This window comes from Microbacterium lacticum, assembly GCF_006716815.1.
GTDB lineage: Bacteria > Actinomycetota > Actinomycetes > Actinomycetales > Microbacteriaceae > Microbacterium > Microbacterium lacticum.
Map to the genome: position 1 here is coordinate 859,870 of NZ_VFPS01000001.1, position 24,190 is coordinate 884,059.

The 24,190-nt window shown below is 68.9% G+C and carries 24 protein-coding genes and 2 tRNA genes; 6 read left to right on the top strand and 20 right to left on the bottom strand.

What is annotated here, in order from left to right:
• Positions 1–198: 198 nt before the first annotated feature.
• From FHX68_RS04195 to FHX68_RS04210, 5 genes are all read right to left on the bottom strand, one after another.
• Positions 199–2,412, bottom strand: coding sequence for an AAA family ATPase (locus tag FHX68_RS04195; RefSeq protein WP_141379288.1), 2,214 nt, complete (start codon positions 2,410–2,412; stop codon positions 199–201).
• Entirely contained in the window at positions 2,409–2,549 is a 141-nt protein-coding gene (locus tag FHX68_RS15150; protein WP_170214182.1) for a hypothetical protein, read from the bottom strand. The genes FHX68_RS04195 and FHX68_RS15150 overlap by 4 nt, the downstream gene beginning before the upstream one ends.
• 550 nt (positions 2,550–3,099) lie before the next feature.
• The gene (locus FHX68_RS04200; RefSeq protein ID WP_141379286.1) at positions 3,100–4,047 is read right to left on the bottom strand and encodes a toll/interleukin-1 receptor domain-containing protein; all 948 of its coding nucleotides are present in this window, start codon (positions 4,045–4,047) and stop codon (positions 3,100–3,102) included.
• A 52-nt stretch (positions 4,048–4,099) separates the two neighbouring features.
• Positions 4,100–5,158 (bottom strand): restriction endonuclease PLD domain-containing protein, encoded by a 1,059-nt coding sequence (locus FHX68_RS04205; protein ID WP_141379284.1) that lies wholly within the window; start codon positions 5,156–5,158, stop codon positions 4,100–4,102.
• Between the two features lie 24 nt (positions 5,159–5,182).
• Positions 5,183–6,310, bottom strand: a complete 1,128-nt coding sequence (locus tag FHX68_RS04210; protein ID WP_141379282.1) for a DNA cytosine methyltransferase — start codon at positions 6,308–6,310, stop codon at positions 5,183–5,185.
• 162 nt (positions 6,311–6,472) lie between these two features.
• Here FHX68_RS04210 and FHX68_RS04215 point away from each other — a divergent pair, with 162 nt between their 5' ends.
• Complete coding sequence (locus tag FHX68_RS04215; protein WP_141379280.1) at positions 6,473–6,892, top strand: very short patch repair endonuclease; 420 nt, start codon at positions 6,473–6,475, stop codon at positions 6,890–6,892.
• A gap of 45 nt (positions 6,893–6,937) precedes the next feature.
• Here FHX68_RS04215 and FHX68_RS04220 read toward each other — a convergent pair.
• The 8 genes from FHX68_RS04220 to FHX68_RS04255 form a co-directional block, all read right to left on the bottom strand.
• Positions 6,938–7,012 (bottom strand) — tRNA-Arg (locus FHX68_RS04220).
• Positions 7,013–7,025: 13 nt separating this feature from the next.
• On the bottom strand, positions 7,026–7,406 hold the full coding sequence (locus FHX68_RS04225) for a helix-turn-helix domain-containing protein (RefSeq protein ID WP_141379278.1): 381 nt from the start codon (positions 7,404–7,406) through the stop codon (positions 7,026–7,028).
• 188 nt (positions 7,407–7,594) lie between these two features.
• The gene (locus tag FHX68_RS04230) at positions 7,595–8,959 is read right to left on the bottom strand and encodes a PBSX family phage terminase large subunit (protein ID WP_141379276.1); all 1,365 of its coding nucleotides are present in this window, start codon (positions 8,957–8,959) and stop codon (positions 7,595–7,597) included.
• Entirely contained in the window at positions 8,956–9,453 is a 498-nt protein-coding gene (locus tag FHX68_RS04235) for a helix-turn-helix domain-containing protein (protein WP_141379274.1), read from the bottom strand. Before FHX68_RS04235 ends, FHX68_RS04230 begins: the two co-directional genes overlap by 4 nt.
• Before the next feature lie 3 nt (positions 9,454–9,456).
• Positions 9,457–10,167, bottom strand: a complete 711-nt coding sequence (locus tag FHX68_RS04240; RefSeq protein ID WP_141379272.1) for a hypothetical protein — start codon at positions 10,165–10,167, stop codon at positions 9,457–9,459.
• A 139-nt stretch (positions 10,168–10,306) separates the two neighbouring features.
• Positions 10,307–11,173 carry a type II secretion system F family protein gene (locus FHX68_RS04245; RefSeq protein WP_141379270.1) on the bottom strand — a complete coding sequence of 289 codons (867 nt, stop codon included), beginning with the start codon at positions 11,171–11,173 and terminating at the stop codon, positions 10,307–10,309.
• A complete protein-coding gene (locus FHX68_RS04250) occupies positions 11,170–12,027 on the bottom strand; it encodes a type II secretion system F family protein (protein WP_141379268.1) in 858 nt (285 codons plus the stop codon). Before FHX68_RS04250 ends, FHX68_RS04245 begins: the two co-directional genes overlap by 4 nt.
• The gene (locus FHX68_RS04255) at positions 12,024–13,211 is read right to left on the bottom strand and encodes a TadA family conjugal transfer-associated ATPase (RefSeq protein WP_141379266.1); all 1,188 of its coding nucleotides are present in this window, start codon (positions 13,209–13,211) and stop codon (positions 12,024–12,026) included. The genes FHX68_RS04250 and FHX68_RS04255 overlap by 4 nt, the downstream gene beginning before the upstream one ends.
• A 93-nt stretch (positions 13,212–13,304) precedes the next feature.
• On the opposite strand from FHX68_RS04255, the gene FHX68_RS04260 reads away from it, so the two are divergent.
• The 3 genes from FHX68_RS04260 to FHX68_RS04270 all read left to right on the top strand — a co-directional run bounded on the left by FHX68_RS04260 (position 13,305) and on the right by FHX68_RS04270 (position 15,073).
• Complete coding sequence (locus FHX68_RS04260) at positions 13,305–14,195, top strand: formate/nitrite transporter family protein (RefSeq protein ID WP_141379264.1); 891 nt, start codon at positions 13,305–13,307, stop codon at positions 14,193–14,195.
• Positions 14,196–14,204: 9 nt separating this feature from the next.
• Positions 14,205–14,286: transfer RNA gene (locus tag FHX68_RS04265), tRNA-Leu, on the top strand.
• Positions 14,287–14,362: 76 nt separating this feature from the next.
• Positions 14,363–15,073, top strand: coding sequence for a DedA family protein (locus FHX68_RS04270; protein ID WP_141379262.1), 711 nt, complete (start codon positions 14,363–14,365; stop codon positions 15,071–15,073).
• Positions 15,074–15,108: 35 nt separating this feature from the next.
• Here the strand turns inward: FHX68_RS04270 and ku are convergent, their stop codons facing one another.
• Positions 15,109–16,041 (bottom strand): non-homologous end joining protein Ku, encoded by a 933-nt coding sequence (gene ku, locus FHX68_RS04275; RefSeq protein ID WP_141379260.1) that lies wholly within the window; start codon positions 16,039–16,041, stop codon positions 15,109–15,111.
• A 57-nt stretch (positions 16,042–16,098) separates the two neighbouring features.
• Here ku and FHX68_RS04280 point away from each other — a divergent pair, with 57 nt between their 5' ends.
• Positions 16,099–18,534 carry an ATP-dependent DNA ligase gene (locus FHX68_RS04280; RefSeq protein WP_141379258.1) on the top strand — a complete coding sequence of 812 codons (2,436 nt, stop codon included), beginning with the start codon at positions 16,099–16,101 and terminating at the stop codon, positions 18,532–18,534.
• A gap of 11 nt (positions 18,535–18,545) precedes the next feature.
• Here the strand turns inward: FHX68_RS04280 and FHX68_RS04285 are convergent, their stop codons facing one another.
• The 5 genes from FHX68_RS04285 to murI form a co-directional block, all read right to left on the bottom strand.
• Positions 18,546–19,112 carry a spermidine/putrescine ABC transporter permease gene (locus FHX68_RS04285; RefSeq protein WP_141379257.1) on the bottom strand — a complete coding sequence of 189 codons (567 nt, stop codon included), beginning with the start codon at positions 19,110–19,112 and terminating at the stop codon, positions 18,546–18,548.
• Positions 19,113–19,275: 163 nt separating this feature from the next.
• Complete coding sequence (locus FHX68_RS04290) at positions 19,276–20,190, bottom strand: cation diffusion facilitator family transporter (protein WP_141379255.1); 915 nt, start codon at positions 20,188–20,190, stop codon at positions 19,276–19,278.
• 119 nt (positions 20,191–20,309) lie between these two features.
• Positions 20,310–20,909 carry an RdgB/HAM1 family non-canonical purine NTP pyrophosphatase gene (rdgB, locus tag FHX68_RS04295; RefSeq protein WP_141379253.1) on the bottom strand — a complete coding sequence of 200 codons (600 nt, stop codon included), beginning with the start codon at positions 20,907–20,909 and terminating at the stop codon, positions 20,310–20,312.
• Between the two features lie 31 nt (positions 20,910–20,940).
• Positions 20,941–21,678 carry a ribonuclease PH gene (gene rph, locus FHX68_RS04300; RefSeq protein WP_141379251.1) on the bottom strand — a complete coding sequence of 246 codons (738 nt, stop codon included), beginning with the start codon at positions 21,676–21,678 and terminating at the stop codon, positions 20,941–20,943.
• Positions 21,675–22,502, bottom strand: coding sequence for a glutamate racemase (gene murI / locus FHX68_RS04305; RefSeq protein WP_141379249.1), 828 nt, complete (start codon positions 22,500–22,502; stop codon positions 21,675–21,677). The genes rph and murI overlap by 4 nt, the downstream gene beginning before the upstream one ends.
• A gap of 38 nt (positions 22,503–22,540) precedes the next feature.
• Here murI and FHX68_RS04310 point away from each other — a divergent pair, with 38 nt between their 5' ends.
• Positions 22,541–23,857, top strand: coding sequence for a nicotinate phosphoribosyltransferase (locus FHX68_RS04310; protein ID WP_141379247.1), 1,317 nt, complete (start codon positions 22,541–22,543; stop codon positions 23,855–23,857).
• A 33-nt stretch (positions 23,858–23,890) separates the two neighbouring features.
• Here the strand turns inward: FHX68_RS04310 and FHX68_RS04315 are convergent, their stop codons facing one another.
• The gene (locus tag FHX68_RS04315; RefSeq protein WP_141379245.1) at positions 23,891–24,163 is read right to left on the bottom strand and encodes a DUF3039 domain-containing protein; all 273 of its coding nucleotides are present in this window, start codon (positions 24,161–24,163) and stop codon (positions 23,891–23,893) included.
• Positions 24,164–24,190: the final 27 nt, after the last annotated feature.

Consider the following 24,190-nt stretch of genomic DNA (forward strand, 5'->3'; position numbering starts at 1 on the left):
ACGGGCGCGCGAGGGTCAGCCAGACAGGGTGTAGGTTTCGCGTTCGGCGTCGTGAGCGGCGGCTCATCTCCGCCTCGCGTGTACTACTGAACTGGCGGAGATGATGGAAATACGTCTGTTCTCGGGGTTTCTTCTTTCCGTTATTTCCTTCATTTTGTAACGGGGAGTAGCGGAAATGGGGCACGGAAATCGGTACCATCAGTACTCCTCCTCGCCGAGGCCGTCGATCGGTCTGAGCCCGTCTGGCTTGTGGTACAGCCCCTTGCCCACGCGGCGGATATCCCCTCGGTCGACAGCGCGTCCGAGCTTGCGGTGCAGGTTGGTGCGCGCCTGCTTCCCGGCACCCTCCCTCGCGTTCGGGTCCACGTCGAAGCGGATGCAGATGTCGATCCAGCGGACTGGCTCGTCCTGCTCGCAGATCCACTCGATGACCTCGGCCGTCTCTTCCTTCACGCCGCGCCTGCCGTCACGCTTCGAGTTCTCGGCTTCGAGCAGGTCTTGCACGCTCTTAGGCGAGTCACCGATGTAGGCGGCTTTCGACACGAGCTGACTGCGGACGTTGCCCTTGGTGTCGCGACCTTGCACGACAGCGCCGGTCACCTCGAAGAGCATCGACTTGCCGCGCGCGTTCGAGTAGTTCGATTTGTCGATCGAGACGACGCGGTAGTCGGATTCCTCGTCGATCGCCATGACGAGCAGTGAGCGGAGCACGTCACGCCAGACGTGGGAGCCTGACACCTTCTCCCCTGCGACCCCGTGGCCCTTCTTGAAGTGCATGACCACCACGAGCGCGATGTTGAGTTCGCGAGCGAGCGCGGCAAGCGGGTCGAGTGCGCGGCGCACGTCGCCCTGGGCGTTCGGGTTGCCCTCGACGAAGCTGAGGATCGGGTCGAGGATCAACATTTTCGCGCCGGTGTCGATCAGCATCTGCCGGATTCCGGGGAGGTCTTGGGTCAACTGCATGACGGTTTCGATCTGCTGGCCCGCCGTCGTTTCGATGGTCGGCTGTAGCACGTGAACCCGACTCATGTCGGCACCGGCCACGTTGAGGCGCGGCGCGAGCTGACGGCTGATGTCGTCCTCGCCTGCGACGATCAGCACCGATGCGGGCTGGCCCTTGAGGTCGCCCTCGAAGGTGCCGCGGGTCACCCCGGCGGCGAGCCACGAGACGACGGTCGACTTCCCGATGCCCGCCTGCCCGGCGATCCCGGTCGGCACCCCGAGCGGGACCACGTTGTCCCAGGCCCATTCGGTTACCTCGAACTCCACCGCCGACAAGTCGACCAGATTGAGGGATCGCTTCGAGTTCTCGCCGGCCGTGACCGTGGCGGGCTTCTCGCGGTTCGACCACGCGCTCCGGATCGCGAACTTCACCGCGTGGCGCTCGGGCGGCTTCCCGCTGTATCCGGTGCGGTGGTACCCCCAGACCTGATCTTCGAGGTCGGTCAGGTCGGGCGCGATCTTCGCGACGGCCTCGGCCACCACGTCGATGGGCAGATCTTTCCGGATACGGTCGGCGACGGTCTGGTGCGCCGATGCGATCTTCGCCTCGACCTGCTCAATGCCCCACGCTTCATCGGTCGGGGCATGCGCTTTGACGAGCGCTTCGGCGTCGGCGACAGTGAGGTCGAAGAACGGCACGTTGGCGATCTCCAGCAGGTTGCACGCCTCGGTGTAGGTGCCTTCGTCCCAGCCCGCGCCCCCGAACCACGGTTGTGGCAGGGCGCGGAGCTTCGCGATGCATCCGTTGACGGCGGCGCGTTCGTAGTGAGTCCCACCGCTGTAGGCGTCGCCCCCGGCATAGGCCGGAACGGCTTCCGTAGCATCTCTCTTGACCTCGTGGCGCGGCGGGGCGCTCAGATAGGTCACGAGCCACTCGGGCATCACGGAGACGGGCGCGTCGTCGTTCTCAGCTTCGTAGACGACACCGGTCGCATGCGCTGAGCCTGCCGCGACGGCATAGGCGTTGCCGCCCCGAACGTCGAGGTTGTAGCCCTGCTTCTTGAACGGCGTGCGGTTGCCGAAGTGGATGCCCACGGGCTCAGCGAAGTAGTAATGCCAGCCCTTCGCGCTCCGCACCCGGTAGGTGACCGGCACCTCGACGCCGTGATCGGCGCAGAACCGCTCGAAGTCGCCGAGTTCGTCCTCGTCGAGGATCACGACGCCGGACGGGCCGCAGACCACACCGAGGTTGTAGCCCTTGCGCCTCCACGTCGCGATCACGCCGGGGTCGTTGCTGGCGTTGCGGACGTGGCTCCCGATGGGATGCTTGCCACGCTCGGCGCAGGTCCCCGGGTCGTGCGTATCGCTCTTGGGGGCGAGGCACTGCGGTGCGGTCGGGTCGTCCAGCGGCGCGTAATGGAAGCGCGCAACCGGGGCGGTCTTCGCGGCGTGTCCGATCCTTGGGGTCATCGTCCGCCCCCGATCGTCAGGGCGAACACGAAGCCGTACCCGATGTAGGCGAGGAGCCCTGTGACCGTGACGGTCGCCCAGAAGATGTCATCGTGACCGACGCGCGAGCGGCGACGGCGATGCGTTGAGGTGCTCACGCGGCGCTCACCGCCTCATCGGGGGCGTCAGTGAACGTCGGCGCGAAAAGGATCTCGCAGAGTCGTCGAACATCCTCGGCGGGAAGCGGGCGAGCTTCCCAATGGACAGTGGATCGGTTGAGCACCGTAACCTCCAGGGCTACGGGTCGCTTGCATGACAAACGCCCGTGGTTCCGTCGCTCATCGCATCTGTTGACACGCGGTGAGCGGACCCGGAACCTACGGGCGTGGGTATCGGCTACCGACATTGCTGTCGGCACTCCTGGACATGGTGTCTTCTTGCCAGCCCAGGTGAGGCGGGACCTGTCGGACCCGTCAGCCTCTGTTCAGTTGTCTATCTGCGTCTATCCAAGCACGCCGCATATTCCGGGAGCGACCTTCTCAGCTGGGAGCTTTCTGCATGACCCTGAGTCAAGCTGCGCGGAACATTCCGGCGAGAATCTTCGCCTGTTTGACTAGAGGTCGTTCGGGTGGTTCCGTTCAGACCGTTGGTCTATCTCGGCTTGGCCCCCGCTTCGGCGGGGGCCTCGTCGTACACCGTAGCTACTGCTCAGGGCTCGGTTGGGTCGTCCGCATTCTGATGACCGTACAGCTCCGCGTTGAGTTCCTCGGCGACCGCGCGGTCCGCCTCTCGCTCGGTTCGCGACGGTCTGAACGCGTGTGCCGGGTCGCGGAAACGTCCACGAGGAATAAACATGGCATCGTGCGGCTCGACCACAATGCGAACGCCGTATCTGTCAGCGACGCCCTGCAACAGATCCGAGTCGAACTCGACTTGAGCAGACCCGGCATCGACGTGAAGGACCATGCCTTCGCTCATATCGCGGAAACGATACTTGATCGGCTTGTCCAGCTCGGTAATGCACCTGGCGATAGTTTGAGCCACCTCAGCCTTCCTGGAGGCGCCCCAGCTGTGCCCAGGATCTCGACGCGAACGCTCGATCCGGCGGACCCTGAGCAGAATCTCATCCAGGATCTCCGCTTGGTCGCGAGTCGTAGTAGCTGGCTCACGCCCGTCTGCCGCCGCCGTAACGGCCGCTTCAAGCTCCGGCCAGAACTTCTCGAACAGCACCTTGAGGCCGACTTCGGGCATGGGCTCACCGTCCAGCAACTTGTTCATGTCGCGCAACAGCTTCCACACGTCGTCCTGGTCGCGAACGCTAGTCATCTGAAACTGCGTGAGCGGACCCGAAACGTCCGACTGCGTGAGGTCAACGAGTAGTGGCGCAACCCGCGAAGTACCGAGATCCTTGCCGAGCGCTCCGGCCTCAAAGTTGATCCACTTTGCGTCCTGATTCGCCTGAGTCAGGACGACGAGCCCGAACCCGGTGTCCTCAAGGCTCGAAGCGATAATGTCCATGCCGCGCGCGCCTTTGGCTATGTCCTGACTCGATACGAACGGGGTGACCCGTTCCATCAGCACGTTTTTCAACCAACCCTGCAGAAATTCGGCAATGGCTCGCGAGTCGGACCCCGACCAACTAATGAATACCTTCACGGCCTCAGATTAGCGGGCGGTTTGCATGCGGAACGCCCGTTCCTCATTGCAACTAGAGGCGGTAGGTGTCCGCTCCACGCTCCTCGTACTCCGGCGAGTAGTCCATGATGTACGACGGCTCCTCGTCGCCCTCATCGATTCGGTAGAACGCGACGAATCGCGAGCCGAATTCGAGAACGTCGTCCTGGACGACCGGCTCGCCGTTCGCTACTCCGAGACGCATGCGGAAGTACTCACCGATGAAGCTGTTGTTCTGCGGCGTCTCCAGCGCCTTGCCCTCCTCCTGAGCCAGCTTCATGAGGAACAGCTTGTTGTCCGTCGTGGTGACGCGAAACACCACTCCCAGCGGCGGGAAGAAGCCCATCCGCCGAACCTCAGCAGGCACAGGAATGTACGCCTGGTTAGGTTCACGTTGATACTCAGGTCGCTGACCCCAGTTCAGCCCGCTCTTAGCGTGCACCTTGCCGCGTTGCGTCCCTGTCCTCGAATTGGACGTGAGAGCCACCAACGGGAGCACCACCGACTCGGCGCTCATGTAGTCGGGTTCCACGTCTCCCTCGGACGATGCAACCGAAACGGCGGTCGAAAGTGGCCGGTTATGGATCGTGATCTCGTTCTCAACGTCCGGATGGTCGATGGCGATCGACACACCCTCGATCGCCGCATAGTAGGCGAGCGCCGTCTCGATGTCCGTGGTCGTCATGATCTCTTTGTGCAGGCTCCCTCGGAAGCCGACGCCGAAACCGTTCTGAGTGAAGTTCGCCGACCCAATCCAAGCGCCGAGGGGCTGGTTGCCCTGCATCCAGATGAACAGCTTTGAGTGGACGCTGATCCCGTTTGTGACGTAGCTGACGCTCACCGAGCCGGAGTCTTCCGGCGGCTCAGCCTGCACGCTCAACAGCCCTTGGTGAGTGTCGACTGTGATGCCTTCGTAGCCAGTCATGCCGACGATGAGTCGAATCTTGAGCCCCTTGTGCATCTTCTTCGCGGCGAGCAAAAGCCGCGTACACATCTCAGCCGACGCGTAGCCAGACACAATGCGCAGTTCATCCGCGCCGCGCTCGATATAGCGGGTCAGGACCGTCTCGAACAGATCTTTACTCAGAAACATGGGCACCCCTCCGTGCCCATGACTCTAGGCGGTAGCCACCGACACTCGCTCGGCCTCAACACGACGGGGCGGGACAATGTGCTGGAGGTTGGGCTCGATGCCGTCGTACTCCACACCTGCGAACGACTTGAGCACCGCCTCGAACACGATGCGCGCGCCCTCGACAGGCACCGCCATGCCGATCTGCTTCCGCACGCTCTCCTTGCCGCCCTTGAACTCGAAAGTGTCGGGGAAGGTTTGAATGCGAGCGCGCTCACGGTTCGTCAGCGCACGGTGCTCTTCCCAGTGATAAACGTGCGTTCCGCCGCCGCCCGAACCCGTGATCGTATACGAAGGCTTGTCGGCTTCGAGGCGCTTGTAGATCTGGCTGATCTTCGCGCCCGCGACGTTCAGCTGGAGGTCTGCGGGGATGTCCGCCGTGAACGCGTTCTGGCCCGGCAGGATGTGCTTGAGTCGCTTCACCACGTCGTCGCTCTGGCGGGTCAGCTCCTGGTTCTCGGCCCATCCGGGAATGTCAGACAGCGCCTTGCGCGCGGAGTTGTCGATGTCCTTGTACGACGCGGGCGACGGAACCGTGAACTCCACGTCGATGTCGTCGCGGATGCCGACGATGAGGATGCGGTGGCGGCGCTGAGGCACGCCGTAGTCCTCGAACTTGTAGAGGTGCGGATAGAGGCGGTAGCCGCCCTTCTCACCGCCAGCGTGCTGGAGCCGGTCGAGGATCATCTCGAAAGCCATGCCGTCGTTCGAGTTACGGAGTCCGCCGACGTTCTCGGCGACGAACCACTGCGGCGCGTACTCGTCAATGACTCGCGCGCCGTACTCGTAGAGCGGCCCGAACGTGCCGTCGATCCCCTTCTGCTCGCCGACCACGGAGAAGTCGTTGCAGGGGAAGCCGAACGCCAACCCGTCGATGGGTCCCAGCTGGTTCTCGATGTCCAGTTTGCGCACATCCTCGTGGATGACCCGCGTGCCAGGGAAGTTGTGCCGGTAGGTCGCGCAGGTGTCCTTGTCGTAGTCGGTCGCCCAGGCGTGTGCGATCGAGTAACCGGGGACTGACTTAGAGGCCTGGCGCGCTCCTTCGGCGATGCCCCCGGGGCCACTGAAGAGTTCACCGAGGCGGAAGGTCTTGGGGGTTTCGGTCTGTGCCACGGGGTTTGGCCTCTCGGTCGGGGATTGCAGATCGCGTTTAGTTCAGGCTAGATAGTCCACTAATGGGGAGCGTGGATTGGTTACCGCGTGTTGCAGGGTTTCTTTCGAAAGCATCGCACGCATGTTCGAACTCGGACCAGCGCGGGTGTGTAGCCTAACGGGGTGGCAGAGTCGTGGGCATCGAGCGAGCAAGCCCGCCTGACGATGGTCGCCAACCGCTCGAAGAATACGACTCCCGAACTCGCGGTGCGGGCACTCCTACACGCGCGCGGTCTGCGTTATCGAGTCCACTTCCGGCCAGTGCCTACTCTCCGACGAACCGCCGACATTGTGTTCACGAGGCAGAAGATCGCCGTCTTCATCGACGGGTGCTTCTGGCACGCCTGCCCGGAGCACTTCGTGATGCCTCGGTCGAATCCGGCCTACTGGGTGCCGAAAATCGAGGGCAACCAGCGCCGCGACCGCGAGACGAATGACGCCCTTCGGGCGGCGGGTTGGACCGTCACACGGTTCTGGGAACACGACCCGCCCGCTCAGGTCGCTGACCGCATCGCGGCGGTTGTGCGCGAGCTAGCAAGCTGACGCAGGAGCGTGCATCCCGGCTCGAAACCAGCGATCGCAAACGTTTGGTGCCCCCGAAGGGATTCGAACCCCCGACCCTCTCCTTAGGACGGAGTGGCTCTTCCACTGAGCTACGGAGGCCAGCCCTCCGATTCTACCGCTGGGTGTTCGCCTCGATGAAAGCCACCAGGGACGCGCGCGAGATGTACTTCCCCGAACCCACCTTCGTGTATTCGATGCCGCCTTCCTTCATCAGCGCGTGCAACGTGCCGTAGGAGATGCCGAGTTCCGTCGCGGCATCCTTCAGCTTGAGCAACATCGGCCCCGACGCCGACATCTGGCTCTGGTCCGAGTGGCCCGCCTCGGGCTGGGAGTCGACCACATGCACGTCGGTGGCTTTCGTTTCCCACCGTCCGGCGTAGGCCCACGAGGTGGTCAATTCGTCCTTGACCTTCTTCGCGGCGGCTTCCTCGTCGGTGGCGCGAACCCACAGTTCGGCCACCTCGACCTTCGTCACCGTCACCTTGAACCGCATGGGCACCTCCTGCAAATGGAGAGGGCCTCGGGTGCGACCCCGAGGCCCGAGCAGCTCCGTCCTAGGAACATCGTACGCTCGCGGGCACCCACGCGCGGCCTTCCTTGGGGTCTTCCTTGACCTCGGATACGCCAGGAGCCCCTGAGATAGTCCCAGAGGCTCCCGAGGTCACGGAGAGGCTTCCGTCGTCAGGCGGCGGCGTACTCATCCAGGTCGCGCACGCCCGCCGCGTGGTCCGACGCGGCAGACACCCGCACGATGTCCCGCCAGAAGCGCCGGGTTGAGTACACGACGTATCGCCACGCATCGAGCTCGTCGTCGTTCTCCTTGATCGGCTCATCCTCACCACGCGCCGCCGCCTTCGGATCCCACATGTACCCCGGCACGTGCTCGATCAGCGCCGGGCAGGCATCCGATACGACGATGCCGTCAATCGCCAGCAGAGCATTCAACGTCTGTATGCCGCCGTCCTTCGCATTATGCGCCGGGAACGTCACCAACCCGTCGTCCGCGAGTTGCGCGCGGAAGTGCCGCGCCGCCGGGTCCACGAATACCCACTCCGGTGCGCCGAACTCGGCCTCGACGCGCTCCAGCCACTCGCGAAACCGTGTCGATTGCCGACCAGGACTCATGTCCGGCTCAGGCGCGAACTCCGCCACGACATACAGCCTGCGCGGGATCTTGCGCGGGTCCGTCGCGGGTGTCCGCTCGAACTGGTGGTCAGGCCCGATCCCCAGCGCGTAAGCCCGCGTCGGGTGCTGAGTGCCGAAGTCGAGCGCGACGCCCAGCACGGCATCGAGCGTCGGCACGTCCTCAGCGCGGACCACATGACGCTCTTCGTCCCACTCCTCGTAGACCGCGCCTTCGGCCTGCACCCACTCCCCGTTCAGGAAACGGCGTCGCCAGAGGCCGACGTACTCGCGATCCAGTTGCGCCACGTACGACGGGTTCGACTTCATCAGCCACTCGTTGTCGGCGAGCATGAAGTGGAACCTCTTGTAGCCCAGTTCCTTGACGCGCTTGATGACCATGCGGTGCGCCCAGTGGTGCGGACCATCGGGGTTCGTCGTGGCGAAGATCCGCGAACCGGGAGGTGACATGCGCCCGAGAAGCTGAGTCCAGAACGGCTCGCTGATGAGCGTCAGCTCATCCACGTAGGCGAGGCCGACCGTGAGGCCACGGAGCACCATCTCGGATCGCACATCCGAAGCTCCGAGGATGTGCACCGTCCTGCCGTAGATCTTCGCGGTCGATGCCCCCGGCGTGTACGACACCAGCGACGCGAACTCGCCGAACAGCGACGGATCCATCAGGACATCGAAGACGTTGCGCGCGATGCTGTCGCGAGTCCTGCCGACGACGACAACCGCGCCACCCGGCGGCGGGTCCGCGCACGCCATGAGGAACGCGAACAGCGACGCGATGGTCTTACCCGAGCGGATCGCGCCGTCCCAGATGCAGACCTTCGCGATCTCGCCGTGCGAGTTCGGCGTGAACGCGCGACCGATCGACTCGCGCTGTGCCGGTGACAGGTCGAGGGAGACATCACTCATTCGATCACCAGCCCCTCGCGTGCGCCGTTCTCGCCCACCGTGGCGGTCAGCGCGACGATCAGAGTGCCCATGACGGACTTCGCCTGCTCTGCTCCGCCGTCCCCGGCCTGGTCGGTCTTGGTCACTTTGTCGTATGCCCGGATCGCGGCGTCACCGCCCTGCATGAAGTAGGCGAAGTCGCGGGCGTTCTCGGCGGTCGCCGCCCGGTCTGCGGCAGTCTCGGCACGGTCGAGCATCTTCTCGGCGATCGCGTCGCGACGAGCTTTCGCGTATCGCGACCGGTAACCGCGCGCCCGCGCGGCAGACTCCGGCGTGCCAGACGAGCCCGCATTCACCCGCCCCCACTCGACGCCAGGCGTCCGCCGGACGATGGCCTTCACTGTGGCTCTGTGCAGGCCGGTCGCCTCGGCGACCTCGCGGGTCGACTTGCCCTGGCGGGCAAGCGCGACGACCTCCGCTTCGACTTCTGGCGCTGTGCGCTTGCCCGCCGTCATCGGTCAGCCCACCTTGAGGTCGCCCGAGACGACCAGCGAGTCGATGCGGGCCACAGCCTGCCGCACGTCACCCGTCGGGTCAGCGGTCGCCCGCGCCACGGCGAGCGCGCGGTACCCCTCAGGGTCGGCGCTGTGCAGTGCGGTGAGTGATCCGAGGCTCTGGTCGGTGCCCAGCGCCTCGGTCATCACCTCGTGCCAGGCCTGGTGCGCGGCGAACTGCTCGTTCGACGTGTTGGCGGTCACCGCGGGCTCGTAGTCGACCTGCACCAGACGGTCGTAGACCATCGACTTGAGGTCGGCGGCGACACCGGCAGGATCGCTCGTCTCCTGCCCGTAGGCGAATGCTTCGGCGTGGCTGAGGATCGCGGCAAGGCGCTCCACCGAGGTGGCCTCCATGATCACCTGCTGGATAACTCGGCCTGACTTGAGCGCCGCCTCGACCGTCGCCCATTCGTGACTGTGGACGGCCACAGCGTCGGCACTCTTCGGTGCGAGGGCATCCAGCACCTTGGGCCGGTGGTCGGTGAGCGTCTCGGGCCGGAGCGCGGCGGGGATCTTGGCCTGGAACTTCTTCCGGGCCTCCACGACGCGGCGGGCGCGCTCCCGCGTGATGCCGCTGTTCGAGTAGTCACGGTGAGTCCATGTCGCGGCGGCGGCGAGTTCCGCCTGATATGCGGCGTACGCCTCGACGTACAGCTTGGTGTTGATTGTCATTTGAGATCCCAATCTCTGGATGAGGGCGCTCTGGCCCTCTGGGTGACTCGCCGACCGGATAGCCGACGAGAGTTCGTCGGCCTAAGCGGCCTCCCGGAGAGTTACCTCGAACGGGAAGCGCGGCAGGGTCTGGAGGGGGCTAGATGCAAGCCCACCGAGTAGGGAGGAGCATCAAGATCTCCTTGCGTCCGGCCGACTCGATGAGCGCACGTTTGGCGTCTTCGCGGGCGTCGACGGCCTGCTCCTGCAGCACCTGGGCGAGCGGGGCGCCGCGGTCCATCGCGGCGACGAGGTGTTCGATCGCCCGGGAAAGCGCGGGCGAGTCCGCGTTCTTGCCGAGGGCGAGCAGGGCGTCGGAGAGGTTCGAGCCCGTGCCGCTGGCGAGCACGGCGGCGCGGAGCTCTTCGGTCAGCACGCCCGACCCCACGTCGCCGACGCGCCGCAGCGCGTCGCGCAAGCCCTCACCGGCCGCGAGGCACAGCGCGAGGAACTCGAGCACCGTCGGCAGCTCCTCTTCGAGTCGGGCGATGCGGCGCCGGGCGCGCGCCGTGAGGCGCTGCTCGCAGAGCACGATCGCGATCACCGCCAGCAGCGGCGGCAGGAGCACGGCGATCAGTCCCCCGCGCCCGCTCACGGTCAGCACGACGGCGAGCACGCCGCCGATCGCGAGACCGGCGACCGCCCAGCCCAGCTGGGTGGCCCGGAAGGCCACGACGTCGGGAGCGAGTCCGGCCTGACGGAGCCGCTGCGCGAGGGCGTCGCCGCTCGCACCGCCGCCCCAGCCGGCGGCGAGCCGGTCGCGCGCGCTGCGCCACCCGCGCCACGCCACCGCCGGCTGGAGCGGCGTGAGTCCCGCCGGGTCGGCGACGTCGCGCAGATACGGGGCGATCCGGCGCGTGAGGTTCGGCGCCGCCCAGCGCGGAATCCGCTGCGCGATCAGCAGCGCCCCCGCGGCGAACGCCGCGCCGAGGATCACCGCGCACGCCGCAGCGCTGACCGCACTCATCCGAACCACCGCTGCGGCTCGGGGAGCCGGCCGAGGCGGATCGTCAACCGATACGCGACGAGGGAGAGCACCGCACCGGCGATCACGACGACCACTCCGGCCGGCGTCGCGTAGGCCGCCGCCCCTTCGGGGCGGATCGCGAGCAGCGCCAGCACGATCCACGGCGCGACGACACCGACGATCGCGGCGCCGCGCACCCACGACTGGCGCGCCTCGACCTCGGCGCGCAGCGTGGCATCCGCCCGCACCGACGACGACAGGGCGCGCAGCACCCCGGTGAGCTCGGTGCCGCCGACGTGACGCGCCATGCGCAGGGTCTCGATGATGCGGTCGGCGACGGGGTCGGCGAGGCTCGCCTTCAGCCGCAGGGCGCTGGAGTCGAAGTGACCGGATGCCGCCATGTCGGCCGCGAACCGGGCGAACGCGCCGCGCAGCGCGGGCGGTCCGCTCGCCGCGAGCGCCGCGACGGCGTCGGGCAGGGACATCCCCGCGCGCACCGCCGACACGAGCAGGTCGCACACATCCGACCACAGCGCGCGGCGAGACCGGCGCAGGCGCCGCGCCCGTGACTTCAGCCAGGAGAACGGTGCCGCAGCCCCGGCGGCGCCGGCGACGAGTGCGACGGCCGGAAGCCCGGTGACGAGCCAGGCGACGGAGGCGCACACAGCGCCCAGTACGACGGCGATCACGCCCGGTCGAGCGGTGGGGGTGTGCGCGAAGCCCGCCTCCTGCAGCAGCCGCGACAGACGGCCGTCGACGGGAGCGGCCTTCGGCTGCTCGCTCGCGGGCCAGAGCCACGGCGAGATCGTGAGCAGCAGCCCCGCGGCGAGCACCGCACCCCAGACGATCGTCACGACGCCACCCGCTCCCGCCCTGCCCTGAGGCCCGCCCGGTAGACCGGGCGCGTCTCGACGACCTGATCGTCGGTGCGGCCGGTCGTCTCCACGATCTCTTCGACGTAGCGGTGCCCGTCGGCGTCTCGCCGGCAGTGCACTACGAGGTCGACGCCGGTCGCGATCGCGGGCACGACGAAGCCCGCGTCGATGTTGCGGCCCGCCAGCAGCGGCAGTGCAGCGAGGCGGCGCAGCGCGTCGTCGGCGGAGTTCGCGTGGATCGTCGCGGCGCCGGGCACGCCCGTGTTGAGCGCCAGCAGCAGGTCCAGCGCCTCGGCGTCGCGCACCTCGCCGACCACGAGGCGGTCGGGGCGCATGCGGAGCGCCTCCTTCACGAGGCGCCGCAGGCTCACCGCGCCGGTGCCCTCGAGGCTCGGCTGGCGCCCTTGCAGGGCCACGGCGTCGGGCGCGGTGATGGCGAGTTCGAAGGTCTCCTCGACGGTGACGACGCGGTGCTCGGGCGGGCAGGCGCCGATGAGCGCCGCGAGGAACGTCGTCTTGCCGGCATGCGTGGCGCCCGAGACGAGCACATTGCGCCCGTCGGCCATCGCGTCGCGCAGGAGGTCCGCGGTGCCGGCCGGGAGCGAGCCCGCCGCAATCAGATCGTCGAGGCTTCGACGCGCAGTGAGGAACTTCCGGATGTTGACGGCGTAGTGCGCCCGCGTCACGTCCGGAATCACGACGTGAAGGCGCGAGCCGTCCGGCAGCGACGCGTCGACGAATGGCTGGCTGAGATCGACGCGGCGGCCGGTGGCGTGCAGCATCCGCTCGACGATGTCGCGCACCGCGTCATCGCTGAGCCGCAGGGGCACCCGCTCACTGCGCCCGGCGCGGGCGGCGAAGATCGTCTGCGGGTCGTTGATCCAGATCTCCTCGACCTCCGGGTCATCGAGCAGCGGCTGGAGCGGCCCGTACCCGGCGACGCGAGCGAGCACGTCGCGCACGCAGCCCGCCTCGTCGTCGATGTAGGCGAGCCCGCGTGCGAGGGCGAAGTCGTTGTGCCGACGTACCTCGGCCTCGGCGATCTCCTGCGTGCGCCCGGGATCGCGGAGCGGATCGACCTGCTCCTCGCGCAGCCGTGCGCGCACCCGCTCCGCCACCGCGTCGGCGGCGGGCAGAGGGAGGACGGTCGCGGAGATGCTCACCCCGGCATCCTCACAAGACCCGCCGCCGCCCGCCGGAGTTATCCACAACGACCCATTGACGGTGTGGTCTGACCACAGATACAATGAGTGACCGTGCTGAGCATCCCCGACACCCTCGAGGTCCAGGCCGCGGCCGCCGTCCACAAGTCCGACGCGCTGCGCTCCCCGGGGCGCTTCCTCGTGTCGGGCATGCTCGCGGGCGCCTACATCGGCATCGGCGTGGTGCTCATGGTCGCCACAGCCGGCCCGCTCATCGCCGCCGGCGACGGACTGGCGAAGCTCGTCAGCGGCCTCGTGTTCGGCGTCGCGCTCACCCTCGTCGTCTTCGCGGGAGCCGATCTGCTCACGAGCGCGATGATGATCCTGCCGCAGGGCGCCCTCATGCGGGTCGTCGGTCCGTGGCGCGCGCTCGGCGTGCTCGCCGCGACACTCGTCGCCAACCTCCTCGGTGCACTCGTCTTCGCCGGGCTCATCGTCGCCTCCGGCGTGCTGCACGCCAACGCCCCGGCCGGGCAGATGCTCTCCGACATGCTCGCGGCCAAGGCATCCGAAGGTCCCGTCGAGCTGTTCGTCCGCGGCATCCTCTGCAACCTGCTCGTCTGCCTCGCCATCTGGATGTGCGCGCGCGTGCGCTCCGACGTCGCGAAGATCCTCCTGATCTTCGCCGCGATCCTCGCCTTCATCTCCTCCGGCTTCGAGCACGTCGTCGCCAACATGACGACGTACGGCATCGGCCTCTTCTCCGGCGACCCGAACGCGACTTGGGCCCTCTTCGGCACGAACCTGCTCTGGGTCGGGCTCGGCAACCTCGTCGGCGGAGCGCTCATCGTCGGCGTCGGCTACTGGGTGATCGGCGGCTCGCCGCGCGCCCCTCGCACCCCGGTCCACGGCGACGCCCACGACGCGTCCCGCACCGAGGCACTCGGCACCGCTCCGGAGACTGAATCCGCCACCGCTGCCGCCGAACCCGCCCCGATAGACTGATCATTCCCCGCGGGAGTGGTGAAATCGGCAGACACGCAGGATTTAGGTTCCTGTGCCTTCGGGCGTGTGGGTTCAAGTCCCACCTTCCGCACAGGGTGACGCAGGTTACGCTCTCACCGTCTGCGCCGGCGACACCTCTCCGCACACCGACGACCGACGGGACCCACGTGCACTCTCTGGCCCTCATCCCCTGGCTGGACCCCGAGAACATCATCAGCGCGGCCGGCCCATGGGCGCTGCTCCTGGTCTGCTTCATCGTGTTCGCCGAGACCGGACTGCTCCTCGGCTTCCTGCTTCCCGGCGACACGCTGCTCGTGATCTCGGGCCTGCTGACGCACACGAACGACATCTTCGGCGTCAACATCTGGGTGGTCTCCCTGCTGATCGCCCTGTCGGCGTTCCTCGGCGGCGAGGTCGGGTACCTCATCGGCCACAAGGGCGGCCCCGCCGTGTTCGAACGCAAGGAATCGGGGCTGTTCAGCAAGAAGAACGTCGACCGCACCAACGCGTTCTTCGAGAAGTACGGCGGGCTCACGGTCATCCTCGCCCGCTTCGTGCCGATCGTGCGCACGTTCGCGCCGGTCGCCGCTGGCGTCGGCCACATGCCGTGGCGTCGCTACTCGCTCTACAACCTCATCGGCGCGCTGCTGTGGGGCTTCGGACTGACGATGCTCGGCTACCTCATCGCGTACATCCCGTGGGTCGCGCACATCGTCACCGAGTACATCGACCGGATCCTGCTCGCGGCTGTGGGCGGCACCGCCCTCGTCACCCTGTGGCACTACTTCTCCGAGCGCCGCGAGGTGCGCAAGGAGCGCGAGGCGGGCCTCGCCCCCGAGCCGATCGAGCCGATCGACGGCGACCTGCCCACCGCCTGAGCCCGCCCGGCGCTCCGGCGCGACCCGGCGCCCGCTCAGGACGCCTTCTTCTCCTTGGCGGGCTTCGCGCTCTTCGCAGTCTTCGTCTTCGCGCCCGCCCTCTTCGCGCCCGTCGTCTTGGACGATGAGCCGGATGCCTTCTTCGCCGGCTTCTCGTCGGCGCCGCCGCTCTCGCCGCGCGCGGCACGGCTGCGTTCGACGCTCGCCGTGAGCGCCGCCATGAGGTCGATGACCTCTCCCCCGGCATCCGTCGGCTGCTCCTCGCCGAACGTCTCGGCGGTGTCGAGCGCGTCGCCCTTCTCGAGCTTCGCGTCGATGAGGGTGCGGAGCTCCTGCTGGTACTCGTCGACGAACTGGTCGGGGTCGAAGTCGGCGGAGAAGCTGTCGACGAGCGAGGCGGAGAGTTCGAGCTCCTTCGCGGAGATCTTCACCGGCTCGTCGAGCGCCGGAAAGGCGGGCTCGCGCACCTCGTCGGCCCACAGCAGCGTCTGCAGCACGAGCACGTCGCCCCGCACCCGCAGCGCCGCGAGCCGCGTCTTCTGCCGCAGCGAGAACCGCACGATAGCGGTGCGTTCGGTCTGCTCGAGCGTCTGGCGCAGCAGCACATACGCCTTCGGCGAGCTCGAATCAGGTTCGAGGTAGTACGCCTTCTCGAGGGTGAGCAGGTCGATCTGGTCGCTCGGCACGAACTCGACCACCTCGATCTCGCGACTGCGCTCGGCGGGGAGCGACGCGATGTCGTCGGCGGTCAGCACGACGGTGCGCTCGCCGTCGTCGTAGGCCTTGTCGATGTCGGCGTAGGGCACGACCTCGCCGTCGAGCTCGCAGATCCGCTGGTACCGGATGCGTCCGCCGTCCGCCGCGTGCACCTGGTGGAGCGGCACGTCGTGGTCCTCGGTGGCCGAGTAGACCTTCACCGGCACGTTCACGAGCCCGAACGTGAGGGCGCCCTTCCAGATCGTTCGCATGCCCCCAGTGAACACCGCCGTCGGCGTTCGGCGCCAGGGCGGCGCTAGCCTGGCGGCATGCCCACGCGCGGTCAGCTCGTCGAGATCGACGGCCGTCGACTGCGCCTGACGAACCTCGACAAGGTGCTCTACCCGGCGACGGGCACCACCAAAGGCGAGGTGATCGACTACTACTCGCGCATCGCTCCGGCGATGCTGCCGCACCTGCGCGGACGCCCGGTGACGCGCCTGCGCTGGCCCGAGGGCACGGGCAAACCGCCGTTCTTCGCGAAAGACCTCGAAGCGGGGGCGCCCGACTGGCTCGGCCGCCACGCGATCGACCACTCCGGCGGGGCGAAGGACTACCCCCTCGTCGACGACGTCGCGGGTCTCGTCTATCTCGCCCAGGTCGCGAGCCTCGAGCTGCACACCCCGCAATGGCGCTTCGATCCGCCGCCGGGCACGGCCGGCGGGCGTGGCAGGCCCGACCGGCTCGTGCTCGACCTCGACCCAGGACCTGGTGCGGGGCTCGCCGAGTGCGCCGAGGTCGCGCGGTGGGCGCGCGAGATCCTGCAGGGCGTCGGCATGGACCCCCTGCCTGTGACGAGCGGTTCCAAAGGCATCCACCTGTACGCGGCGCTCGACGGCACGCGCACCTCCGACGACATCGCCGCGTTCGCCCGTGAGCTCGCACGCGCTCTCGAGGCCGACCACCCCGACCTCGTCGTGAGCGCGATGACGAAGGCGGTACGGCCGGGGAAGGTCTTCGTCGACTGGAGTCAGAACAGCGCCGCGAAGACGACGATCGCGCCGTACTCGCTGCGCGGGCGCGCCGAGCCCACCGTCGCCGCGCCGCGCACCTGGGCCGAGCTCGCCGCGCCCGACCTCCGCCACCTGCGCTTCGACGACGTGCTCGCCCGCGTCGCGGAGAGCGGCGACCTGCTGGCGGGGGTGGAACCGGATGCCTCGGAGGCGCTCGCCCCCTACCTCGCCAAGCGCACCGCAGGTGCGACGCCGGAACCGCTCCCCGCGGCGCCGGTCGCGCGCGCCGGTGCGGACTCGGGCGGCGAGGCGCGGTTCGTCATCCAGGAGCACCATGCGCGCCGGCTGCACTACGACCTGCGGCTCGAGCGCGACGGGGTGCTCGTCAGCTGGGCCGTGCCGCGGGGTATGCCGGCCGTCGGCGATCGCAACCACCTCGCGGTGATGACCGAACCGCACCCGCTCGAGTACCTCGACTTCGCGGGCACCATCCCCGCGGGCCAGTACGGCGCGGGAACGATGACGGTGTGGGATGCCGGGGTGTACCGCGCCGAGAAGTGGCGTAGCGACGAGGTCATCTTCACCGCGACCGGCCGCGCCGGCGGGCCGCTGGGCGAGGCGCGCTTCGCGCTCATCCGCACGTCGGGCGATGGCGAGAAGTCGCAGTGGCTGCTGCACCGGATGGCGCTCGGCGAGCAGGGCAAAGCGCAGCACGCGGCGTCGGATGGCAATCCGGCCCCGGGTGCCGGGATGCGTCAGACCACGAGCAAGCGCCGCAATCCAGACGCGGCGGACTCCCCGATGCTCGCCACCCCGTCGACGCCGGCGCTGGCGAGCGCTGCTGCGAACCGGTGGGGTGAGCCGTGGGTGGAGTTCAAGTGGGACGGCATCCGCGCGATCGGCACCTGGGACGGGGAGCGCCTGACGCTCCGCGCGCGCAGCGGCACCGACATCACCGCCCGGTACCCCGAACTCACCGCGATCGACCCGGGCTTCGGCGACAGCCCCGCCGTCGTCGACGGCGAGGTGGTCGCGCTCGACGCCGCGGGGCGCCCGAGCTTCACCCGTCTGCAGAGCCGCATGCATCTGACGAAGCCGCGCGAGATCGAGCGCGAGGCATCCCGCACCCCCGTCACGCTCATGCTGTTCGACGTGCTGCGCGCCGGCGGCGACGACGTGGCCGCGCTGCCGCTGCGCGAGCGGCGCGCCGTCCTCGAGCGTCTCGCCGCGCATCCCGCGCCCGCGATCGTGCTCCCTCCCGTCGCCGACGACGTCGACGCGGCGCTCGATGCCGCCCGCGAGCTCGCCCTCGAGGGCGTCGTGGTGAAGAACCCCGCCGCGCCCTACCGGCGCGGGCAGCGCTCGGAGGAGTGGCTGAAGGTGAAGCTCACCGCCACGCAGGACGTCGTCATCGGCGGCATCCGCCCGGGCCGCGGCGGGCGCGCCGGGTCGATCGGATCGCTCCTCCTCGGCGTCCCCGCCGCCGACGGCCTGCACTACGTCGGCCGCGTCGGATCGGGGTTCAGCGAGCGCGAGCTCGCCCGCCTCGACGCGCTGCTGCAGCCGCTGCGCACCGACACCGACCCGTTCGTCGACGTGCCCGCGGCGGATGCCTCGGACGCGCTCTGGCTCCGCCCCGAGATCGTCGGCGAGGTGGAGTACGCCGAGTTCACCCCGGGCGGCACGCTCCGTCACGCGCGCTGGCGCGGGATCCGGCCGGAGATGACCCCGGGCGACGTCACCCCCGGCTGAGATCGCTCGGCTCAGGCCGTCGTCGTCGGCGTCGGCGTCGGGGTCGGAGACGGAACCGGCGCTCCGACGAAGACGCCGACGACGTCGCCGCCGAGCACGAACTGCAGCGCCGTGCCGTCGCCGAACCGGTCACGAAGCTGCTGCGGCGAATCGATGCCCACGAGAAACTCCGCCGTGGCGGGGAAGCTGCCCGCGCGGCATCCGGTGTAGATCGGTCCATTGATCGAGCCGTCGTCGCCGATCCGCTGGTCGGCGACCACGAACAGGCAGTCATCGTCGCCCTGACCGAACATCGACCACGGTGTGCGGGCGACGGTCAAGCCCTCGAACGAGAACACGCGCACGCTCTCGCCACCCGCCCACCGCTTCAGCCACTCGCCGGCTTCGACCGGCTGCGTCAGCGTCTCGACCTGCCGCGCGCCGGACGCGGTGGGGACGGGCGGCATCGCCGCGAGCCGGAACACGAGACCACCCACGACGATCGCGACCGCGGCGACAGAGGCCGCCCACGCGAGGATCCAGCGGGTCGCGATCGGACGCGGCGGGCGCGGTTCCCCGTCGCGGGCGTCGCCCGTCACGTCGGCGGCGGTGTCCGCGGCCGGGTCTCCCGTCGCGTCGCCTGCCGCGGCAACCGCGGTGAGGGCCGGCGCGCGCTCGGCGGGCTCGTCGGGCTGAGCGACGGCCTCCGCCGCACCCTCCGCCCGCGCCTCGCTCGCCGCGGCGCGCCGCGATGGGTGCCCCTCAGTGCGCCTCGGGCTCGCGGTGGCCGGCGGGTTCGAACTGGAACGTCGAATGCTCGACGTCGAAGTGATCGGCCAGACACGACTGCAGCTGCGACAACAGCCGGACGCTGCTGCCGCCGGTGAGCACCTCGAGCGCGACGACGACGTGCGCGGTGAACACCGGCGCGCCGCGCGTGAGCTGCCACACGTGGATGTCGTGCACGTCGGCGACGCCGTCGGCGGCGAGGATGTGTTCGCGGATCGTCGCGACGTCCGTACCCTCGGGCACGCGCTCGCCGAGCACCGCGAACACCTCGCGCAGGAGAGTGATCGCGCGCGGCACGATCATGACGGCGATGAGCAGGGATGCCAGGGCGTCCGCCGGCATCCACCCGGTCACGGTGATCACGATCGCCGCGACGACGACGACGGCCGAGCCGATCAGGTCGCCCAGCACCTCGAGGTAGGCCCCGCGCACGTTGATCGAGGTGCGCTGCGCCGCCGACAGCAGCCACATCGAGATCGCGTTCGCGATGAGGCCGACCGTCGCGACGACGATCATCAGCCCGCCGGCGACCTCGACGTCGCTCGGGTGCAGTAGGCGCTGCACCGCCTCGACGGCGATCCACACGCACAGCACGATGAGGAGCACCGCGTTGATCAGCGCACCGAACACCTCGGCGCGCTGGTAGCCGTACGTGTTGCGCTCGTTCGCGGGGCGCGCGGCGACGACGCTCGCGATCAGCGCGATGACGAGCGCCGAGGCATCCGCGAACATGTGCGCCGCGTCGGCGAGCAGGGCCAGCGAGCCGGTCATGACCGCCCCGACGATCTGCACGAGCATCACGACCGAGGTGAGGCTCAACGAGATCGCGAGCAGCCGGTGGTTGGCCTGCCCTCTCACCCCGGAGACGTCGTGCGCGTGATCGTGCATGAGGCGAGGCTACGCCCGCGCAACGGTCGCGCGAGCCGTTTCGGGCAATTCGGGAATGAACGTGATTCTCACTTGCGGCGCGCCGCAGGTCGCCGAGCTCCGCACGGTGCTCACAGCGCTCACACGGCGACGAGCAGCGGCACGAGCGCCGCGAAGGCGCGGGCGCGGTGGGATGCCTCGTTCTTCTCCTCGGCGGAGAACTCCCCCGCGGTGCGCTGCGCTCCCCCGGGCTGGCCCTCGGGGATGAAGATCGGGTCGTAACCGAACCCGCCCTCACCGGCGCGCGCCGTCGCGAGGCGGCCCGGCCAAACCCCCTCGACGACGTGCTCGGCGCCGCCGGGCAGCACGAGCGCGATCGTCGAGACGAACTGCGCCGTGCGGTGCGGATCGGCGATGTCGAAGAGTTGATCGAGCAGCAGATCGAGGTTCGCCGCGGCATCCTTGCGGTGGCCCGCCCAGTACGCGGAGAAGACGCCGGGAGCGCCCCCCAGCACGTCGACGCAGATGCCGGAGTCGTCGGCCAGCGCGGGCAGACCGGTGTGCGCCGCGGCGGCACGGGCTTTGATCAGCGCGTTCTCGGCGAAGGTGACGCCGTCCTCGACGGGCTCGGGGCCGTCGTAGCCGACGACCTCGAGGTCAGGCCGGGTCGCGGCGACGATCGCGGCGAACTCCTGCACCTTGTGCGGGTTGTGGGTCGCCAGGACGATGCGCGTGGTCATCGGTCACCCTTCGCCGGTCGTCGAGACGGGGTCACTCGGCCAGCGCCGCGCTCTGGGCCTCGCGCAGCCGGTCGCACCCGGCGACGCCGAGCCCGAGCAGCGCGTCGAGCTCGCTCTTGTCGAACGGCGCGCCCTCGGCCGTGCCCTGCACCTCGACGAACAGGCCGCGGCCCGTGACGACGACGTTCATGTCCGTCTCGGCGCGGACGTCCTCGACGTACGCGAGGTCGAGCATCGGCTCACCGTCGATGATGCCGACCGACACCGCCGAGACCGAGTCGATGAGCGGCTTCGCGTTCTTCGAGACGAGGCCCTTCGCGCGGCCCCATTCGATCGCGTCGGCGAGGGCGACGTAGGCTCCGGTGATCGCGGCCGTGCGCGTGCCGCCGTCGGCCTGCAGCACGTCGCAGTCGATGACGATCGTGTTCTCGCCGAGCGCCTTCGTGTCGACGACCGCCCGGAGTGCGCGGCCGATGAGGCGCGAGATCTCGTGCGTGCGGCCGCCAACCTTGCCCTTGATCGACTCGCGGTCGTTGCGGCTGTTGGTGGCGCGCGGCAGCATCGCGTACTCGGCGGTCACCCAGCCCTTGCCCTTGCCGGTGAGCCAGCGCGGCACACCACCGGTGAACGAGGCGGTGCAGAGCACCTTCGTGCCGCCGAACGAGATCAGCGCCGACCCTTCGGCATGCGCGCTCCACCCCCGCTCGATCGTCACGGGGCGCAGCTGGTCGACGGCGCGGCCGTCGGCACGGGTGGTGGGCTCGGTCATGGTGTTCCCTTCGGAAGGTCGATGGCACCGGTCTGCACGAGGCGCACGGCGGACACGCCGCGGCCCATCAGCCGGTCGGCGAGACGGAGGAAGTCGTCGGCGGAGTCGCCGGTCGCCTCGTAGGTGTGTGACGCCGTGGCATCCGGCCCGGCGAGCAGCCCCCGGGAGACGAGCTGGCGGTAGACGTCTTTGGCGGTCTCGGTGTCGCTCGAGACAAGCGAGACATCCTCGCCCATCACGTAGCTGATCGCGCCCTCGAGGAACGGATAGTGCGTGCACCCGAGCACGAGCGTGTCGACGCCCGCGTGGCGCAGGGGCGCCAGATACTCCTCGGCGACGCGCAGCACCTCGGGCGAGTCGGTGATGCCCGCCTCGACGAACTCGACGAACCGTGGGCACGCCTGCGCGAAGACGTCGAGGGTCGCGTCGACGCCGAGCATGTCCTGGTAGACGCCCGATCCGATCGTGCCCTGCGTGCCGATCACGCCGATCCGCCGGTTGCGGGTCGTCGAGACGGCGGTGCGCACGGCCGGGCCGATCACCTCGACGACGGGCACGTCGTAGCGTTCGCGCGCGTCGCGCAGCATGGCGGCGGATGCCGTGTTGCAGGCGATCACGAGCATCTTTACGCCCTCGTCGACGAGCGTGTCGAGCACTTCGAGGCTGTACCGGCGAACGTCGGCGATGGGTTTGGGTCCGTACGGGGAGTGCGCCGTGTCGCCGATGTAGACGATCGATTCGCGAGGCAGCAGCTGAGAGACCGCCCGGGCCACCGTGAGCCCGCCGACCCCGGAGTCGAAGATCCCGATCGGCGCGTCCGTCACGATCGTCCAGCCTACTCGGCCGTCGATAGAGTGACGGCATGTCCACGGCACTGCTGACCGACCGGTACGAGCTGACGATGATCGATGCGGCGCTGCGCGACGGCACCGCCGCACGCCCCTGCGTGTTCGAGCTGTTCGCGCGCCGCCTGCCCGGAGCCCGCCGGTTCGGCGTCGTCGCCGGCACCGGCCGGCTGCTGCAGGAGCTGCGCGAGTTCCGCTTCGGCGACGACGAGCTGCGCTACCTGCGCGACCACGCGGTCGTCAGCGCCGAGACGCTCGCCTTCCTCGAGGGATATCGATTCTCGGGCACCATCCGCGGGTACCGGGAGGGCGAGCTGTACTTCCCCGGCTCCCCGATCCTCACGATCGAGGGCACCTTCGCCGAGGCGGTCGTGCTCGAGACGCTCGCCCTCAGCATCCTCAACCACGACTCGGCCGTCGCGACCGCCGCGGCGCGCATGAGCATCGCCGCCGGAGACCGGCCCCTCGCCGAGATGGGGTCGCGCCGCGCCGGGGAGCGCTCGGCGGTCGCCGCGGCCCGCGCCGCCTATATCGCCGGCTTCGGTGCGACGAGCAACCTCGAGGCGGGGCGCACCTGGGGCATCCCCACGATGGGCACCGCCGCGCACTCGTTCACGCTCCTGCACGAGACCGAGGAGCAGGCGTTCCGCAGCCAGATCGACGCGCTCGGGGTCGACACCACCCTCCTCATCGACACGTACGACATCCACGAGGGCGTCGCGACCGCGATCCGGGTCGCGGGGCCGGAGCTCGGCGGTGTCCGGATCGACTCCGGCGACCTTCCCACCGTCGCCGCCGCCGTGCGCACGCAGCTCGACGAGCTCGGCGCGACCGGCACGAAGATCACGGTCACGAGCGATCTCGACGAGTTCGCGATCGCCGCCCTCGCCGCCTCGCCCGTCGACTCGTACGGCGTCGGCACCTCGGTCGTGACCGGTTCGGGGGCGCCGACGGCGGGCATGGTCTACAAGCTCGTCGCCCGTCAGGACAGCGCCGGCGGATGGGTGGCGGTGGCCAAGGCATCCGCCGACAAGGGCTCGATGGGCGGGCGCAAGGCAGCATTCCGCACCCTCGCGCGCGGCACGGCGACGAGTGAGCTGATCGTCGTCTCCGACGGCTTCGAACAGGTCGAGACTGCGGCGGAACACCCCGACGCGCGGGCGCTGCAGGTGACGCTCGTCGACCACGGCGAGACGGATGCCTCCTACGAGGGCGTCGGCGGCGTCGCTCGGGCGCGCGAGCACCACGCGTTCGTGCGCGAGGAACTGCCGATCACGGGGCTCGCGCTCAGCCGCTCCGACCCGGCGCTGCCGACGGTCTACGAAGACGCGTGAGGCGGCGTCCGGTTCACACGGGCGCGTCGGTGCTCAGCGCATCAGCGATTCGTAGATCTCTTTGCAGGTCGGGCACACCGGGAACTTCTCCGGGTCGCGACCGGGCGTCCACTTCTTGCCGCACAGCGCGCGCACCGGCTTGCCGGTGATCGCCGACTCGAGGATCTTGTCCTTCTTGACGTAGTGCGAGAAGCGCTCGTGGTCGCCGGGCTCGATGTTCTCTTCGCGCAGCAGCTCTTCGAGCTCACGATCGAGCGTCAGCGTGCCGCCCTGCTCGGGACCACCGGGTGCGTCGAGAGTGCTCATGGCAGACGAGTCTAGCCGCGGCTCGGG

Bases quoted from the DNA above. Each gene is read 5' to 3' on its own strand.
- FHX68_RS04195 (WP_141379288.1), bottom strand. From the start codon at position 2,412: ATGACCCCAAGGATCGGACACGCCGCGAAGACCGCCCCGGTTGCGCGC.
- FHX68_RS04205 (WP_141379284.1), bottom strand. From the start codon at position 5,158: ATGTTTCTGAGTAAAGATCTGTTCGAGACGGTCCTGACCCGCTATATC.
- FHX68_RS04225 (WP_141379278.1), bottom strand. From the start codon at position 7,406: ATGCGGTTCAAGGTGACGGTGACGAAGGTCGAGGTGGCCGAACTGTGG.
- FHX68_RS04230 (WP_141379276.1), bottom strand. From the start codon at position 8,959: ATGAGTGATGTCTCCCTCGACCTGTCACCGGCACAGCGCGAGTCGATC.
- FHX68_RS04235 (WP_141379274.1), bottom strand. From the start codon at position 9,453: ATGACGGCGGGCAAGCGCACAGCGCCAGAAGTCGAAGCGGAGGTCGTC.
- FHX68_RS04240 (WP_141379272.1), bottom strand. From the start codon at position 10,167: ATGACAATCAACACCAAGCTGTACGTCGAGGCGTACGCCGCATATCAG.
- FHX68_RS04245 (WP_141379270.1), bottom strand. From the start codon at position 11,173: ATGAGTGCGGTCAGCGCTGCGGCGTGCGCGGTGATCCTCGGCGCGGCG.
- ku (WP_141379260.1), bottom strand. From the start codon at position 16,041: ATGCGAACGATCTGGAAGGGCGCCCTCACGTTCGGGCTCGTGAACGTG.
- FHX68_RS04280 (WP_141379258.1), top strand. From the start codon at position 16,099: ATGCCCACGCGCGGTCAGCTCGTCGAGATCGACGGCCGTCGACTGCGC.
- FHX68_RS04290 (WP_141379255.1), bottom strand. From the start codon at position 20,190: ATGCACGATCACGCGCACGACGTCTCCGGGGTGAGAGGGCAGGCCAAC.
- rdgB (WP_141379253.1), bottom strand. From the start codon at position 20,909: ATGACCACGCGCATCGTCCTGGCGACCCACAACCCGCACAAGGTGCAG.
- rph (WP_141379251.1), bottom strand. From the start codon at position 21,678: ATGACCGAGCCCACCACCCGTGCCGACGGCCGCGCCGTCGACCAGCTG.
- FHX68_RS04310 (WP_141379247.1), top strand. From the start codon at position 22,541: ATGTCCACGGCACTGCTGACCGACCGGTACGAGCTGACGATGATCGAT.
- FHX68_RS04315 (WP_141379245.1), bottom strand. From the start codon at position 24,163: ATGAGCACTCTCGACGCACCCGGTGGTCCCGAGCAGGGCGGCACGCTG.